Raw genomic sequence first — 15,869 nt, 5'->3', positions numbered from 1 at the left:
GATACATCCGAGCTAAAGGCGGGGGACGGAATGCGCGTGATCGAAGACCTCTGGCTGATTGGAATCGGCACCGGCAGCCTGTCGCATATCACCCTGGAAGGGGTGGCGGCGCTGCGCGCGGCGCAGGTTATCTTGGTGCCGCACAAGGGCGCAGGCAAGGACGATTTGGCCGATCTGCGATACCAGATCATCGCAGCGAGCGGAACAGCAGCGCAGATCATCCCGTTCGACTACCCCACGCGCGACCCCGCGCTGCCATATGATGCACGGGTGTCGGACTGGCATGATGAGATCGCGCGGCGTTGGCAAAGCGCAATGGTGCGGGCCGAAGCAGATGGGCCGGTGGCGTTACTGGTCTGGGGCGACCCTTCGCTTTACGACAGCACGCTGCGGATCGCGCGGCGGCTGGACCCGGTCCCACGTCTGCGCGCGGTGCCGGGGATCACCGCCATTCAGGCGCTGACCGCAGCGCACGCAATCGCGCTGAACACGGTAAACGGACCGGTGCATATCACCACGGGCCGACGGCTGCGCGCGCAGGGCTGGCCCGAGGGGGTAGAGACGGTGGTGGTCTTGCTGGATGGGGAAGCCGGGTTTCAGCACCTGACCGAGCCGAGGTTGGATATCTGGTGGGGCGCCTATCTGGGCAGCCCGGACCAGCTCTTGCACCACGGCACCCTGTCCGATGTGACACAGACCATCGTGGACCTGCGCGCAAATGCCCGCGCGCGTCACGGCTGGATCATGGACACCTATCTGATGCGCAAACGCCCCTGACCCTGCGTTTGGGCCGAGAAGCCCGCGCAAATTACCTTACGCCTTTTACTGCAACACCGTACTGCGCGCGTTCTTGCCCACCAGCCCCGCGCACCAAGTTCTATTTCTTCAACTGCGCCAACTTGGCTTCCAACTCACTCAGTTGGCGTTTTATGTCACTCAGATCATCGCCCGGCCCGGACTTGTCGGTTTTCGCGGCCCCAGCCCCCGCACCCTGAGGTGATGCCTGACCCGGCGTCTGATCGGATGTGTCCGTGTGATCGCCGGGCATCACTGGCCAGCCGGACATCATGGTTTTCATGAACAGCTTTTGCTGCTGCTGCATCGCCTCAAAGCCCGGCATCGCGGCCATGGGGTTGGGCAGCGTGGTCATGTTGTCAACGATCTTGGACTGACCGTCGCGGAGCATCTCGAAGGACATGGCCAGAAATTGCGGTACGACGCTTTGCGCCTGCGTGGAATAGCTGCGCACCAGATCAGTCAGCACGCCCAGCGGCAGGACGCTTTCGCCGCGGCTTTCATGCTCGGCCACGATCTGCAACAGATACTGGCGCGTCAGGTCGTCACCTGATTTCAGATCGACGATCTTGACCTCGCGCCCGGCACGGATAAAGCCCGCAATATCCTCAAGCGTGACATAATCGCTGGTCTCGGTGTTATAAAGCCGCCGACTGGCATATCGCTTGATCAGCAGTGGTTTCTGAGTGTCCGTCAACGGCGCATCTCCCCGGTCAAACCTTTGTAATGGCAGCCTAGTGCAGAGCTTCGGGCGGGGAAACCGGTTTTTCGCAAAAAGCGACAGCGGGCCGCGGAATCTTCACCGCAGCCTTGCTGGCGCCCGTCGCGCGGTGCCGACGGCACCCACAGGCGCACATGAAAAAGGGCGGGCTTTTTCAAGCCCGCCCGATCATGGGAGCGTTCCACCAAGAGGGGGGAAGGTCGCGAAACGCCCCGCAGATCTGACCGTCATGGACCCGTGCGTTGCAGCAGCGGGCCAGACAGCCTTATTTGGAAGCCGAAGACGCAGCGGTCGTTGCTTTCTTAACGGCAGCGGTCGCGTCGGTCGTGGCTTTTTTCACAGCGGCGGATGCGTCTTCCGACATGTCCTTGCCAGCAGCCAGCATCAGTTCAACGGTTTCCATCTGAACGCGCTTGGCGATTTCAGCGAAAGCAGCCATGTGCTCGGCCGAAGATTCAGCTGAGGACGATGCGAAATCGGTCATCGCTTTGGTGTAATCGGCCGGATCTTCCTTGACGGTCGAGATGTCGCCCACTTTGGCAAGCGTCGTCTTGGTCCATTTGGTGGACACTTCGGTCGATTTCTCAGCAGCTTCCAGCACGACTTTGCTGAATTTTTCGGCCAATGCGGCTTGCGTCTTGAACGCTTCCTGCATTGCTTTGGTATCGACAGGGAACGACCCCATCATATCTTTCATCATCTTGTTCATGTCAGCATTTGCCATGGTCTATTCTCCTGCGTTGCGCATTTCCGGATTGGTCCGGTGTCTTGCGTATGCAAAGAATATGCATGCTGCGGTGCAGCATTTCAAGTTTTTTCTGCACCGCAGCAAAAGAATTTCTGACGCCAGGATTAACCCTCTGATTGTGCGTCTTTTTCATGTGGCAGCACATAGGTGCCGGGCGCCGGGGCCAGTACGGCATAGCCCGAATCACCCGGAACCCGGGCCGCCACTTGCGCACCGGAGCGGCGTTTCAGCCAAGCCTCCCAGAAAGGCCACCACGACCCGTCCTGCCGCGTAGCCCCTTCTTTCCAGGCTTCAGGCGTGTCCAACGGGCCATCGTTAAGGTAGTGGCCGTATTTCATCTTTTCGGGCGGGTTGACGATCCCTGCGATATGGCCTGACTCCGACAGAACGAAGGTCTTGTCGCGGCTGCCCATCTTTGAGATCCCCCGGAAGCTGGAGCGCCATGCGGCGATGTGATCCCGCTCGCACGCGATGGCACAGACCGGCACCCGCACGTCCTTGATGTTCACGTCCTCTCCCAGCACCGGGAAGGTTTCGGCAGCGAAGCGGTCGTTCTGGCACAGGCCGCGAAGATATTCGACCGCCATGCGCGCGGGAAGATTGGTGCCGTCACCGTTCCAATAGAGCAGGTCAAAGGCGGGCGGCGCCTCACCCATCATGTAGCGCTTGATGCCCGGGCCGTAGATCAGATCGTTCGAGCGCAGGAACGAGAAAGTACGCGACATGAAGAAATGGTGCAGATAGCCCTTCTCGGTCACCTCGGCTTCGATCCCGTCGACGAAATCATCGTCGAGGAACACGCCGATCTCGCCCTGATCCGAGAAATCGGTGAGCGTGGTGAAGAACGTAGCTGAGCGGACGGATTTGTCCTTGCGTTTATTCAACAGCGCCAGCGTCAGGGACAAGGTCGTGCCCGCGATGCAATAGCCGATGGCGTTAACCTGCGGCTCGGCGGTAATTTCCTTCACGACGCGGATGGCCTCAAGATAGCCTTCCTCGATGTAGGTATCCATGCCGACATCGCGGTAACTCGCGTCAGGGTTTATCCATGATACAACGAACAGCGTGTAGCCCTGTTCGACAATCCATTTTATAAGGCTGCTTTTGGGCTTCATGTCGAGAACGTAGAACTTGTTGATCCAAGGCGGGAAGATCACCAGCGGGGTCTTGTGCACGGTTTCGGTTTTTGGGCTGTACTGGATCAGCTCGAACATGCGGTTGCGAAAGACGACCGAGCCCTCGGTCGTTGCGATGTTCTGGCCAAGGCGAAATGCCTCCTTGTCGGCGAGCGAGACCAGCAGATCGCCACGGTTGGCCTCGACATCACGCACGAGGTTCTCCAGCCCCTGCACCAGACTGTCACCATCGGTTTCCACCGCCCGCGACAGCGCATCGGGGTTGGTGGCCAGGAAGTTGGTCGGCGCGAACATGTCGACGATCTGCTGGCTGAAGTATTCCACCCGCCGCCGGTCGCGCGCATCAAGGTTGTCGAGGTTCTTCACCGTCTCCTCTATCGCGGCAGCCGAGATAAGGTATTGCTGCTTGATGTAGTTGAAATATGGATGGGTTTTCCACAGTGGATTCGAAAAACGCTTGTCATCGGGCGTGTCATCGGCGGGCGGGATCAACTTGCCGGTGCGAAGCGCTTCTTGGGCGGCGACATAGTGTTTCAGGGTCTTGCCCCAATAACTGATCTGATGTTCAACGATTTTTGACGGATTCTGCGCAACCTCGGCCATGTAGGCGGTCGTCGCTTTCAGAAACAAGCTGTCATCGGGCGCTTGCAGATCTTTGCGCGGCGCCTCCCGCGTTGCCAGAGTGTTCACAAGACGTTGAGATAGTTCTTCAATTTTTTTCAGGTTTTCTGTCAGCCGTGCCGCATTCTGGTCATTTTCATATTCAGAAGTTGTCATAGACGTTTTTCCCCCCTATCTTCGCCTCTGCAGCATAACGTTGCGCCGGTTCGGGGGGAAGCGGCCATTTGAGACAGACCACGGGCAACCCCCGGATAGGAGCAGCGATGAAGAATATGGCGACCTACGATTTCATGGAAACCATGCGCAACACCAACGAATGGTTGGGGGCCTCGGCCCGCGCCTTCGGGTCAGCGCCGGTCTTCGGCATGGTGCCGCATCCCATGTTCAAGATGATGGCGGCATGGGGCCGGGTCACGGAACGCAGCTTTGCACGCATGGTGACGAAACCTGACTGGGGCATCCGCACCGTCGTCGCCGATGACGGGCGCGACCATCTGGTCGAACCCGTAGTCGAGGTGGCGCGACCCTTCGGTGATCTGGTGCGCTTCCGCGTTGCCAGCCGTCCGCAGAAAGCGCGCCGCATTCTGGTGTGCGCGCCAATGTCGGGGCATTATGCGACGCTTCTGCGCTCTACCATAGCCAGCTTGCTGCCCGACAGCGAGGTCTGGGTAACGGATTGGCACAATGCGCGTGACATTCCCGTGTCAGCGGGGAAGTTCGATATCGAGGATTACACGCTCTATCTGGCGGATTTCATGCGCCACATGGGACCCGACACACATGTGGTCGCCGTTTGCCAGCCCGTGCCGTTGGCGCTGGCCGCGACCGCCTACCTGGCCGATATCGAGCCTGATGCACAGCCGCGCACCCTGACACTGATCGGCGGCCCGGTCGATCCCGATGCCGCCGCGACCGAAGTGACGGACTTTGGCCGGCGCGTCACCATGGGGCAGTTGGAGCAATCGGCTATCCAGCGCGTGGGGTTCAAATACGAGGGTGTGGGCAGGCAGGTCTATCCGGGGCTATTGCAGTTGGCGTCCTTCATCTCGATGAACCTCGACCGGCACGCCACCGCCTTCACTGACAAGATCAGCGCCGAGGCGAAGGGCTCCGGGTCGGAACGTGACCGCCATAACCGTTTCTACGATGAATACCTGGCGGTGATGGACATGACAGCGGAATTTTACCTGAGCACCGTGGAACGCATCTTCAAGAACCGCGAAATAGCGAAAAACGAATTTGTGGTCGACGGGCATAAGGTCGATTTCGGCAAGATCACCCGCGTGGCGATCAAGACGGTTGAAGGCGCGAATGACGACATCAGCGCGCCGGGCCAATGCATCGCAGCGCTGGACCTCTGCACCGGCCTGCCGGACAACCTGAAGGACAACCATCTGGAACCCGGTGCAGGGCACTACGGGATCTTTGCAGGCAAAAGTTGGCGCGACAACATCCGCCCTCTGGTGCTGGAGTTCATGGATGCCAACAGCGGCGAGGTAGACGCGGCGACGAGTGCCCCCGCAAAGTCCAAGACCCCGGCAAAGACCCCGACGGCTGCGAATACGCCCAAGCTGGCTACGTCAAACACCGGCACCGTCTGATCGCGGCGACACATTGCTTGACGGGTGCGACCGCAGGCACAAACTGAACGATAGCCCGCGCCGAACCAAGGTTCAGCGCGGGCTTTTTGTTGGCTTTCAGGCATAGCGCGCTGATTCGACAGGATGCGGGACAAGTGTTCTGGCCCCTTGGCGCGCGGCAAATTTTACGCGTCAGTACCCGTAGCGATGCCTGGACCTGTGCGGATCAGGACACGCGGTGGTTTTCCTCTGATCGCGCGGACCACGCAGCACCCGGATCGTTTCAGCCAGAACGACCGAGGCCAGCACCGCCGCGTCAATCTACCGACCAGGCATGTTGGCGAGAAAGACACCCACCTGCGACGACCCAACCACGTGCCCTAGAGGTCCAGCCGCAATTGAGCGGGGTTCGCCGCCGCGCGGCGCAGCGGCTTGGCCCCACCGCGCCCACCCGCCGCGCCAGGTCTTGCACCGTGGCCATGCGCAGGTTTGCGGCTGGCGTGTCGCTGCGCGATCTGCTCGGCCTCCTCACCGAAGCCCGCATCCTTGCGCAGCGCCCAGACCCGGTCGCGCGCGGCGCGTCCCGCCTGCACCACATCGACCACAGGCTCGGGATAGGTGCGGCCCAGCACCGCCTGCGAACCCGGCCATTTCCAAGGCATATGTACGAAACCATCGGGAACACCGGCCAGTTCGGGCACCCAAGCCCGAATGAACGCGCCCGCAGGGTCCTGATCCATGCCCTGTTTCACCGGATTATAGATGCGGATCGTGTTGATGCCGGTGGTGCCGGATTGCATCTGGCATTGGCTCCAATGGATGCCGGGTTCATAATCGGTGAACATACGCGCCATATGCGGCGCGGTCGCGCGCCAGTCCAGCCACAGGTGATAGCTGGCAACGCTCATCAGCATCGCGCGCATACGGAAGTTCAGCCAGCCGGTGGCGGTGAGGTAGCGCATGCAGGCATCGACGAAGGGCATCCCCGTCGCACCTGTCTGCCAGGCATGCAGCAGGTCCGCATCGCCAGGCTGCGGGCGCAAGCCCTCATGGGCGCGGTGCAGGCAGCGGGTTTCGATGCTGGGCTGATCCTCCAGCTTTTGCATGAAATGATCGCGCCAGGCCAGCCGCGAGTGAAACGACCGCATCGAGGCCGCCCAGTCACGCTGCCCGCGCAGTTCCGTCTGCCGCACGGCAGTGGCCTGCGTCACCTCACGGACCGACAGTGCTCCGAGGGCGAGGAACGGCGACAGGCGCGAACACGCACGCTCGCCCGACACCGGGCCGGACATCGCGGCACGATACCCCTCGCCCCGGCTGGTCAGGAAGGATCCCAGCAGCGCCACCCCCTGCCCCCGCCCACCAATCTGACGGTGCGGGCATCGATCTGTCGCCAGCCCCATCGACCGGGCGTTAGGGATGGGCCCGGGCGCCACCGACAGCGGCGGCAGCGCGGGCGGCGTGATCTCCATCGCCGCGTGCATGAAGGCATCGCGCTGCCCCGCCCAACCATCGCGCCCACGCAGCCGCCGCACCACGCCCGATTGCGGCAGTTCGTTCCATGCGATCCCTGCCCCGCGCGCCCATGCCGCCACGCGCCGATCGCGCGCATAAGTCCACAGGTTGCCGGTTTCTTCATGGCTGATCAGCCGCGCCGCGCCTTGGGACTGGCGCAGCCGGTCCAGCACGGTCACGGCATCACCCACCCGCACGATCAGCGGTTGCCCCAACGCCGCCAGATCGCGCCGCAGCTCCGCCAAACATTCGGCCACGAACGCCCATTGCCGGGCCGAGGTGTCGGGCAGCGCCCAGTATTCAGGCTCCACGATATACAGCGGCAGCACCGGTCCCAACGCCGACGCATGGGCCAGCGCAGGGTGATCGGCCACTCGCAGGTCGCGCTTGAACCACAGGATGCTCAGATCACTCATACCGCCCTCAGCCTTTTTTCCCCGGGTCACAACACCGGGCCAGACCCGGCGAACGCTGCACCGACTCGGCCCGGACGGGTCGGATGTTCCGTAATTGTTCTCACCCTATCGCAGTCGGGTCGGCGGTTGAAGCCCCTGAATGCGCGGCCTACACTACGCTCTAGCCACCCGCAGGAGTTCCCATGAGAGAAGCCGCCCCCCAGACCGTCTATCTGCGCGATTATACGCCGCCGCCCTATCTGGTGGATCACGTCACGCTTGAGGTCGCGCTGCACCCGACCGCGACACGGGTGCGCAGCACCATCCGGTTTCGCCGCAACCCCGCGACCGGGCCAGGCCACCCGCTGCGGCTAGACGGCGAGGAACTGACGCTGATTGCAGCGCAGGTCGACGGCGTCGACATCAATGCGGAACCTGACGACCTGGGCCTCAGCATCCCCTCGCATCTGCTGCCCGATACCCCCTTCGTCTGGGAGGCCGAGGTGGAAATCAATCCGCAGGCCAATACCACGCTGGATGGGCTTTACATGTCGAACGGCATGTATTCCACGCAATGCGAGGCCGAGGGTTTCCGCAAGATCACCTTCTATCCTGACCGTCCCGATGTCATGGCACCGTTCAAGGTGCGTGTCACATCCGACCTGCCTGTGATGCTGTCGAACGGCAACCCGGTCGCCTCGGGTCCCGGGTGGGCGGAATGGGAGGACCCGCACCCCAAACCGTCCTACCTCTTCGCGCTGGTCGCAGGCGACCTGCAACCCACGCGCGACACGTTCAGCACAATGGAGGGGCGGCACGTCGATCTGGGAATCTGGGTACGCGCGGGGGACAGCGACAAGACCGCCTATGCGATGGATGCGCTGAAACGCTCCATGCTTTGGGATGAAGCGGTCTATGGCCGCGCCTACGATCTGGATGTTTTCAACATCGTCGCCGTGGATGACTTCAACATGGGCGCGATGGAGAACAAGGGACTGAACATCTTCAATTCGCGCTGCGTGCTGGCCAGCCCGGCCACCGCGACCGATGCCGATTATGCCAGTATCGAACGCATCATTGCGCATGAGTATTTTCATAACTGGACCGGCAACCGCATCACCTGCCGTGACTGGTTCCAACTGTCGCTGAAGGAGGGGTTAACCGTCTTCCGCGATCAGCAGTTCATGGGCGACATGCGGTCCCACGCGGTCAAACGCATCGGCGACGTGCTGTCGCTGCGCGCGCGCCAGTTCCGTGAAGATGCAGGACCGCTGGCCCATGCCGTCCGGCCCGAAGCCTATGCGGAAATCAACAATTTCTATACCGCCACGATCTATGAAAAGGGCGCCGAGGTGATCCGCATGCTGCGCCTGCTGGTCGGTCCCGATGCATACGCGGCGGCGTTGGACCTCTATTTCAGCCGCCACGACGGACAGGCCTGCACGATCGACGACTGGCTGTCGGTGTTTTCCGACGCCACCGGGCGAGACCTGTCGCAGTTCAAGCGCTGGTACGGACAGGCGGGTACGCCGCATATCAGCGTCACCGAAGACTGGGTGCCGGGCGCGGATGCTGCCGCGCCCGGCGGCGTGACAATTACCGACACCACCACCAGCAATGCCGAGGCGCCTGCCGGAATGGGCGGCACATATACGCTGACCCTGCGCCAGGACACCCCCGCCACGCCGGGCCAGCCGCTTAAAGAGCCACTGGTCATCCCCGTCGCCTTGGGGCTTATCGGGCCCGACGGAACGGACCTGCTGCCCACGGTCGTGCTGGAACTGACCGGGCCGGAACAGGTGTTCCGCTTCGGCAACCTGCCCGCACGGCCCGTGCCCTCGATCTTGCGCGACTTCTCGGCCCCGGTGATCCTGTCGCGCGACACCACGGATGCCGAGCGCGCGTTGCTGCTGGCACATGACACTGACCCCGTGACGCGGTGGGAAGCCGGGCGCGACCTTGCCCGCGCCGGGCTGGAACGGATGATCCTGAACGGTGCAGGGCCAGATGCGGGGTATATCGACGCGTTGGGCAAGATGCTGCGCGACGCCACGCTGGACCCTGCGTTCCGGGCGCTGACCCTTGGCCTACCGTCGCAAGATGACATGGCGCAGGGGCTGTTCACAGCGGGGCACACCCCGGACCCCGATGCGATCCATCGCGCGACACAGGGGCTGAGGCGGGCCATCGCCACCGTGCTGCACGATGATCTGGCTCAGGTCTATGACGGCATGTCAACGCCGGGCGCCTATGATCCCGGCGCGGTGCCTGCCGGGAAACGGGCGCTTCGGTTGGGGGCGCTGGCGCATCTGACCCGGCTGGACGATGGCGCGCGGGCGCGGGCGCTGTTCACATCGGCCGACAATATGACCGAGGCGATGGGCGCATGGACGGCCCTTCTGACGGTCGGATTGGGTGTGGAGGAAACCCAGCGTTTTTACACCCGTTGGCAGGCTGAGCGATTGGTGATCGACAAATGGTTCGCCGCACAGGTGGCCTGTGCCGCGCCCGACCGTGCGGTTGCCGTCGCCACCGACTTGTCGCAGCATGCTGATTTCAACTGGAAGAACCCCAACCGGTTCCGCGCGGTCTTCGGGGCGCTGTCGGGCAATGCGGCGGGGTTCCACCAGGCGTCGGGCGCGGGCTATGCGCTGCTGGCCGACTGGCTGATCCAGCTCGATGCGGCGAATCCGCAGACCGCCGCACGCATGTCTTCCGCGTTCGAGACATGGCGGCGTTATGACCCCGCGCGCCGTGCTGCGATGACCGCTGCGCTTGAACGCATGCTGGCACATCCCGGGCTGAGCCGCGACATGACTGAAATGGTCTCGCGTATGCGGGGATGATCCGCTTTACATCCGGGCACGCGCCGCGACGTGGGGCGTGCCCGGATGTGGGTGGAAAGACGCGCGGCTGATGTTAACTTGCCAACCGGGACGCATGCGCCCGACCTGACGCCTCCTTACCCCTGACAGGCAGGCAGCTCACGGGTGAATTCGGCAATCCGTGCGCGTTTGGCGGTGTCGCGCATCGGCGGCCAATCGGCGGCCACGCCCCCCCAATTGCCCGGTCCGCCCACCACAACACCGTCGCGCGCAACGGCACTGGCGGCGATGCGGCTGGCGCAGGCGAGGTTCGTCGCACCATCATAAAGTCCGCCGGGGGCCGACAGGTCGCAGCCGTGGTAGCGCGCGGTGGCAGGCGAGATTTGCAACAACCCACGGTAGCGCCCGCCCCCTCCCGCAGCCTCAGGCCGCCAGCCGCTTTCAAACTGTGCAAGACCAGAAAACAGTCCGGTCCAGAACGCCTTGCGCCCGTCGGCATCGGCTGCGTCATAACCGGGGCAAAAGGCGTCGATGTCGCGCGGCAAGGACTCGACCAGTGCCGCACCACCGTTGTCCATCGCGCGATAGGCCGCAAGGGTCCAAAGACTGGCCTCGGGGCGGTGATCCCAGCGGGTAGTGGAGATCTCTGACGCGGAATCCGCGGCAGGCGCACGGGTTGTGGGCGCGCAGGCCACCAGCAAGGCGAGCCCCGCCACCGCCGTCAGCGCGCCGCACCGCCTGCGCAACGCACCGCCCAAACCGCCAATCGGGGCAGATCCTGCACCCAAACGCGCAGCACCGCTGCACCCGAAAACCGTCCAACCAGCCAACCGTCCCGACATACGCACCCATCCAAGGCAACACCGCGCTTCCATGGCGGTATCGCCGCACATGCCGGAAAATGCCGCCTCGCGCTACTGTGGCGGACCCGCATCGGCAAATCCCCGCCGAAAGACACTGCGGCAGTAGGGACGCCCGCGGCCCAACGCCCCCTTGTCGCGCCCGTCGCGCTGCCTTAAACCGTGTTTCAGACAGACGCGCGGCGCGGCGATAAGGAACGGACCCAAATGCTTGACCTCAGCTTTGAAACCCCGAAACCCAAGGTTTTTTCAGGCGCGACTGGGGATTGGGAAATCGTGATCGGCATGGAAATCCACGCTCAGATTGCGACCCGGGCCAAACTGTTCTCTGGCGCGTCGACACAATTCGGCGCGGAACCCAACGCCAATGTGGCCTTTGTGGATGCCGCAATGCCGGGCATGCTGCCGGTGATAAACGAGTTCTGCATTGAACAGGCCGTGCGCACCGGCCTGGGATTGAAAGCCGCGATCAACCTGTGGTCCGCATTTGACCGCAAGAACTATTTCTACCCTGACCTGCCGCAGGGCTATCAGATCAGCCAGCTCTACCACCCGCTGGTGGGCGAAGGCGAGGTGCTGGTAGATATGGGCGCGGGCGTCGCCCGGCTGGTCCGGGTAGAACGTATCCACATCGAACAAGATGCGGGCAAGTCGATCCACGACATGGATCCGAACATGTCATTCGTGGACCTCAACCGCACCGGCGTGGCGCTGATGGAAATCGTCTCGCGCCCCGATATTCGCGGGCCAGAGGAAGCGGCGGCTTATGTCACCAAACTGCGCCAGATCCTGCGCTATCTGGGCACATGTGACGGCAATATGCAAAATGGCAACCTGCGGGCAGATGTGAACGTATCGGTCTGCCGCCCCGGCCAGTATGAGAAATACCAGGCCACGCAAGATTTCAGCCATCTGGGCACGCGGTGTGAGATCAAGAACATGAACTCCATGCGCTTCATGACGCAAGCTATTGATTATGAAGCGAAACGCCAGATCTCCATTCTGGAAGACGGCGGAAAGGTAGGTCAGGAAACCCGGCTTTATGATGCCGACAAAGGCGAGACTCGGTCCATGCGATCGAAGGAAGAAGCGCATGATTACCGTTACTTCCCATGCCCTGATCTGCTGCCGCTGGAAATCGAACAGGCATGGGTGGATGACATTGCCGCGAGCCTGCCCGAACTGCCCGACACCAAAAAGGCCCGCTTCATGGCCGATTTCGGCCTGACGGATTATGATGCCAGCGTCCTGACCGCCGAATTGGATCACGCCGGGTTCTTCGAGGCCGTGGCACAGGGGCGCGACGGCAAGGCGGCGGCGAACTGGGTCATCAACGAACTGTTCGGACGGTTGAACAAGGAAGGCTTGTCCATCACCGACAGCCCGGTCAGCGCCGCGCAACTGGGGGGACTGCTGGACCTGCTGGCCGATCAGACGATCTCGGGCAAGATCGCAAAGGATCTGTTTGAAATTCTGTGGACAGAAGGCGGCGACCCGGCAGAAATCGTCGAGGTCCGCGCCATGAAACAGGTCACTGACACGGGGGCTATCGAAGCGGCAGTAGATGAAATCATCGCCGCCAACCCCGCGCAGGTCGAAAAGGCCCGCCAGAACCCGAAACTGGCGGGCTGGTTCGTCGGTCAGGTGATGAAGGCAACCGGCGGCAAGGCCAACCCCGCAGCGGTGAATTCGCTGGTGACCTCCAAGCTGGGACTTTAGCCGGGCGCATTGTTTCAGGGCGACCCGATGACATTGCGCGATGGTTTTGTCCCTGCGCACTGGCCACTGCTTGTGTTGTCGGAACGCGCGATGTTAGGGCGTTCAGGGCTTTCGCGCCCTGCGGTCGTGGCGGTATTGGCATCGGAACGGTTCCGGGTCGCCCTAGTTGGCAGCCTCAACCGCGCAAAAGGGCCAGCGCCTGCGCATGAACTTCGGCATTCGCCGCCGCCAGAACCTGTTGGCCGCCGTCTGCCATTGTCACCGGGCCGCCCTGCCAGTTGGTCACGATGCCGCCCGCCGCCTCGATCACCGCCAGCGGGGCCGCAATGTCGTAGGGATGCAGCCCTGCCTCGACCACCAGGTCAATCTGCCCAGCGGCCAGCAGCGCATAGGCGTAACAATCCATACCGTAACGGGTCAGTTGACACGCGTCCGCGACACGTTGGAAGGCAGCACGCTCGGCCGCAGTGCCGACCTCGGGAAAGGTTGAAAAGAGGATCGCCTGCGACAGGTCACGCCCGGGCCGGGTCGCCAGTGGGTGACGGCCAGACGGGCCGGCAGTCCAACATTGGCCCAACCCGCCCACAAAACGCTCACCGATAAACGGCTGGTCGATCACGCCCAGAAACGGGCCTTGCGCATCGGCGAGGCCAATCAGAACCCCCCATGTCGGCGCACCGCTCAGGAAAGCGCGGGTACCATCAATCGGGTCCAGCACCCAGGTCAGACCCGATTGGCTGTCGACGCCCGCGCGTTCCTCACCAAGGATCCCGTCCTGCGGGCGGCAATCGGCGATAATGGCCCGCAGTGCATCTTCAACCGCGCGGTCGGCGGCGGTCACGGGATCGAAAGCACCAAGGCTGGCCTTGTTATCGGCCACAAGATCGGCGCGGCGGAAGTAGCCAAGGCTTGCAGGACGCGCGGCATCCGCCATGTCCATCGCCAGCGCGATCACTTGTCCCGTGGTCGCGGCGTCCAGATTATTCCTGTTCAGCATCATTTCCCCGGATGGCAAACGCCGCGTCTTCCTGGCGGCACCGAAGCTATAACAACTGACGCGTCCAAGGGCCATAGACTGCACGATGACAGCACTGATCAAGAGCCACCAACGGGCCACGGCCAAGGTGCGATTCCCACCGCGCCCATTCGTCCACCTCAGATTGCAACCGGATGCAAACAGCCAAGATCACGCGGCCCAGGCCACACGAACCCATTCACGCTGCGCTGAGCACCCGCGCAAGGTCGAACAGGCGGCGGCGCTGCTCTTCAGGGATCGCGCTGTAGGCGCGCACTAGTTCCATCGCTTCCTTGCTGGACAAAACATCCATATCCGGCGCACCATCGACCGCATCCGCATCCAGCATTTCGTCAAAGAAGAATGCGACCGAGACCGACAGCGTGTTCGCGATGTCCCACAGACGCGACGCCGAGACACGGTTCATCCCGGTCTCATACTTCTGTATCTGCTGGAACTTGATACCCACTGCATCCGCCAACTGTTGCTGTGTCATGCCCAGCATCCACCGGCGATGGCGGATGCGTTTCCCTACATGCACATCTACTGCGTGTTTCATTCAATTCAGCCCCTCGACAACTTACACTCATAAGTAGTGGAAGCAATTTTCGTGCCAACTCACCGAACAACACATACTTTATGTGAATTTTCTTAAAAAATCTCTGATTTATATGACTTTTTTTAGAAATACGCCAGACAGCCCCGGCGCGCGGCATCAGACATCCGCCGCAAGCCGCGCACAGCCCACACTCGCCTATGTGGGGTTTTGCGTTTTGAGACGATAATTTGCGCAACCTACAGAAGTATTCTTTGCGAAATGCAAAACGTGTTGCGAAACGAGAGCCGAGGCCGATTTGCCGCGACGTCGCGCGGGACGCCGCAGCAGATCACTTGCGCGGCGGCCCGGTTCCAAGGCAAGATTTCGCAATCTCGCCCCAATGACGGAGCTCGCCATGCGCGCGTATCAGCTGACCGCCCTGCACACTCCGCAGCTTTTGTCAGGCCTTGCGCTGCCCGCCCCCGGTCCGGGCGAGGTGCGGGTGAAGATCGGGGCCTGCGGACTGAACTTTGCCGACCTCCTGATGATCAAGGGCCAGTATCAGGAGCGCCCCGCCCTGCCCGTCACGCTGGGTCTGGAACTTGCCGGGGTGGTCGAGGCGTGCGGCCCCACCGTTACAGCGCCCGCCGTTGGCACACGGGTTGCCGTCTATGCCGGTCGGGGCGGACTGGCGGAATATGGCGTGTTCCGCGCTGATCAATGCCTGCCGATCCCCGACGCCATGCCAATGTCGCACGCCGCCGCGTTCCAGGTGGCCTATGGGACCTCTCATATGGCGCTTTGCCACCGCGCGGCCTTGCAACCGGGCGAGACGTTGCTGGTGCTGGGGGCTGCGGGCGGTGTCGGGCTGACGGCGGTGGAGATCGGCGCCAAACTGGGCGCGCGCGTGATCGCCGTAGCGCGCGGGCCGCAGAAGCTGGCGGCGGCAACGGCAGCCGGGGCAGAGATTGCATTGGACAGTGACGGCTGCGATATAAAGGCAGCCTGCAAGGATCTGGGCGGTGTCGATGTCATTTACGACTCCGTAGGCGACCCGATGGCCAGCGCCGCCCTGCGCGCCCTACGGCCAGAGGGGCGCTTCCTCGCCATCGGGTTCGCGGGTGGCGCCGTGCCGCAATTCCCGGCCAATATCTTGCTGGTCAAGAACATATCGGTGATCGGCTTTTACTGGGGCGGCTATCTGTCATTCAGGCCCGCCGCGCTGCACGCCAGCCTGTCGGAACTCATCACCTGGTACAGCGCGGGCGATCTTCGGCCGCATGTAAGTCACATTTTGCCGCTGGAGGAGACCGCACAGGGCTTGGAGATACTGCGAAGCCGCGCTTCGACCGGCAAGGTAGTGATTGCGCCGGACCCCGCGCTGTAAGGGCGCCCGAAGAA

General features: G+C 62.5%; 12 protein-coding genes. 5 read left to right on the top strand and 7 right to left on the bottom strand.

The window, feature by feature from the left end:
• Positions 1-30: 30 nt before the first annotated feature.
• Positions 31-777 (top strand): precorrin-6A synthase (deacetylating), encoded by a 747-nt coding sequence (gene cobF, locus H9529_RS01810; protein WP_223814265.1) that lies wholly within the window; start codon positions 31-33, stop codon positions 775-777.
• Between the two features lie 100 nt (positions 778-877).
• On the opposite strand, the gene phaR is transcribed toward cobF, so the two are convergent.
• From phaR to H9529_RS01795, 3 genes are all read right to left on the bottom strand, one after another.
• On the bottom strand, positions 878-1,492 hold the full coding sequence (gene phaR / locus H9529_RS01805; protein ID WP_092885969.1) for a polyhydroxyalkanoate synthesis repressor PhaR: 615 nt from the start codon (positions 1,490-1,492) through the stop codon (positions 878-880).
• A gap of 289 nt (positions 1,493-1,781) precedes the next feature.
• Positions 1,782-2,240 (bottom strand): phasin family protein, encoded by a 459-nt coding sequence (locus H9529_RS01800; protein WP_223814264.1) that lies wholly within the window; start codon positions 2,238-2,240, stop codon positions 1,782-1,784.
• A gap of 128 nt (positions 2,241-2,368) precedes the next feature.
• Positions 2,369-4,177, bottom strand: coding sequence for a PHA/PHB synthase family protein (locus H9529_RS01795; protein WP_092885967.1), 1,809 nt, complete (start codon positions 4,175-4,177; stop codon positions 2,369-2,371).
• 107 nt (positions 4,178-4,284) lie between these two features.
• Between H9529_RS01795 and phaZ the strand changes: the two genes are divergently transcribed.
• Positions 4,285-5,622, top strand: coding sequence for a polyhydroxyalkanoate depolymerase (gene phaZ / locus H9529_RS01790; protein ID WP_092885965.1), 1,338 nt, complete (start codon positions 4,285-4,287; stop codon positions 5,620-5,622).
• A 359-nt stretch (positions 5,623-5,981) separates the two neighbouring features.
• On the opposite strand, the gene H9529_RS01785 is transcribed toward phaZ, so the two are convergent.
• Positions 5,982-7,532: an FAD-binding domain-containing protein gene (locus H9529_RS01785; protein WP_092885963.1), complete on the bottom strand. Its 1,551-nt coding sequence runs from the start codon at positions 7,530-7,532 to the stop codon at positions 5,982-5,984.
• Positions 7,533-7,714: 182 nt separating this feature from the next.
• Between H9529_RS01785 and pepN the strand changes: the two genes are divergently transcribed.
• The gene (gene pepN, locus H9529_RS01780) at positions 7,715-10,357 is read left to right on the top strand and encodes an aminopeptidase N (protein WP_092885961.1); all 2,643 of its coding nucleotides are present in this window, start codon (positions 7,715-7,717) and stop codon (positions 10,355-10,357) included.
• Positions 10,358-10,473: 116 nt separating this feature from the next.
• On the opposite strand, the gene H9529_RS01775 is transcribed toward pepN, so the two are convergent.
• Entirely contained in the window at positions 10,474-11,124 is a 651-nt protein-coding gene (locus tag H9529_RS01775) for a transglycosylase SLT domain-containing protein (protein ID WP_176846884.1), read from the bottom strand.
• Between the two features lie 279 nt (positions 11,125-11,403).
• On the opposite strand from H9529_RS01775, the gene gatB reads away from it, so the two are divergent.
• Positions 11,404-12,915: an Asp-tRNA(Asn)/Glu-tRNA(Gln) amidotransferase subunit GatB gene (gene gatB / locus H9529_RS01770; RefSeq protein WP_092885957.1), complete on the top strand. Its 1,512-nt coding sequence runs from the start codon at positions 11,404-11,406 to the stop codon at positions 12,913-12,915.
• 175 nt (positions 12,916-13,090) lie between these two features.
• Here gatB and H9529_RS01765 read toward each other — a convergent pair whose 3' ends face one another.
• Both H9529_RS01765 and H9529_RS01760 read right to left on the bottom strand, forming a co-directional pair.
• Positions 13,091-13,912 (bottom strand): inositol monophosphatase family protein, encoded by an 822-nt coding sequence (locus tag H9529_RS01765; protein WP_397544893.1) that lies wholly within the window; start codon positions 13,910-13,912, stop codon positions 13,091-13,093.
• A 217-nt stretch (positions 13,913-14,129) separates the two neighbouring features.
• Entirely contained in the window at positions 14,130-14,489 is a 360-nt protein-coding gene (locus H9529_RS01760) for a helix-turn-helix domain-containing protein (protein ID WP_092885953.1), read from the bottom strand.
• Positions 14,490-14,883: 394 nt separating this feature from the next.
• Between H9529_RS01760 and H9529_RS01755 the strand changes: the two genes are divergently transcribed.
• The gene (locus tag H9529_RS01755) at positions 14,884-15,855 is read left to right on the top strand and encodes an NADPH:quinone oxidoreductase family protein (protein ID WP_092885951.1); all 972 of its coding nucleotides are present in this window, start codon (positions 14,884-14,886) and stop codon (positions 15,853-15,855) included.
• The last annotated feature ends 14 nt before the right edge of the window (positions 15,856-15,869 follow it).

The organism is Roseicitreum antarcticum, assembly GCF_014681765.1.
Classification (GTDB): Bacteria; Pseudomonadota; Alphaproteobacteria; order Rhodobacterales; family Rhodobacteraceae; genus Roseicitreum; species Roseicitreum antarcticum.
Note: the sequence above shows the minus strand (reverse complement) of the source record. Positions and strands in the feature narration are given on the sequence as shown.

Bases quoted from the DNA above. Each gene is read 5' to 3' on its own strand.
- H9529_RS01800 (WP_223814264.1), bottom strand. From the start codon at position 2,240: ATGGCAAATGCTGACATGAACAAGATGATGAAAGATATGATGGGGTCG.
- H9529_RS01760 (WP_092885953.1), bottom strand. From the start codon at position 14,489: ATGAAACACGCAGTAGATGTGCATGTAGGGAAACGCATCCGCCATCGC.
- pepN (WP_092885961.1), top strand. From the start codon at position 7,715: ATGAGAGAAGCCGCCCCCCAGACCGTCTATCTGCGCGATTATACGCCG.
- cobF (WP_223814265.1), top strand. From the start codon at position 31: ATGCGCGTGATCGAAGACCTCTGGCTGATTGGAATCGGCACCGGCAGC.
- H9529_RS01795 (WP_092885967.1), bottom strand. From the start codon at position 4,177: ATGACAACTTCTGAATATGAAAATGACCAGAATGCGGCACGGCTGACA.
- H9529_RS01765 (WP_397544893.1), bottom strand. From the start codon at position 13,912: ATGCTGAACAGGAATAATCTGGACGCCGCGACCACGGGACAAGTGATC.
- H9529_RS01785 (WP_092885963.1), bottom strand. From the start codon at position 7,532: ATGAGTGATCTGAGCATCCTGTGGTTCAAGCGCGACCTGCGAGTGGCC.
- gatB (WP_092885957.1), top strand. From the start codon at position 11,404: ATGCTTGACCTCAGCTTTGAAACCCCGAAACCCAAGGTTTTTTCAGGC.
- phaZ (WP_092885965.1), top strand. From the start codon at position 4,285: ATGAAGAATATGGCGACCTACGATTTCATGGAAACCATGCGCAACACC.
- H9529_RS01755 (WP_092885951.1), top strand. From the start codon at position 14,884: ATGCGCGCGTATCAGCTGACCGCCCTGCACACTCCGCAGCTTTTGTCA.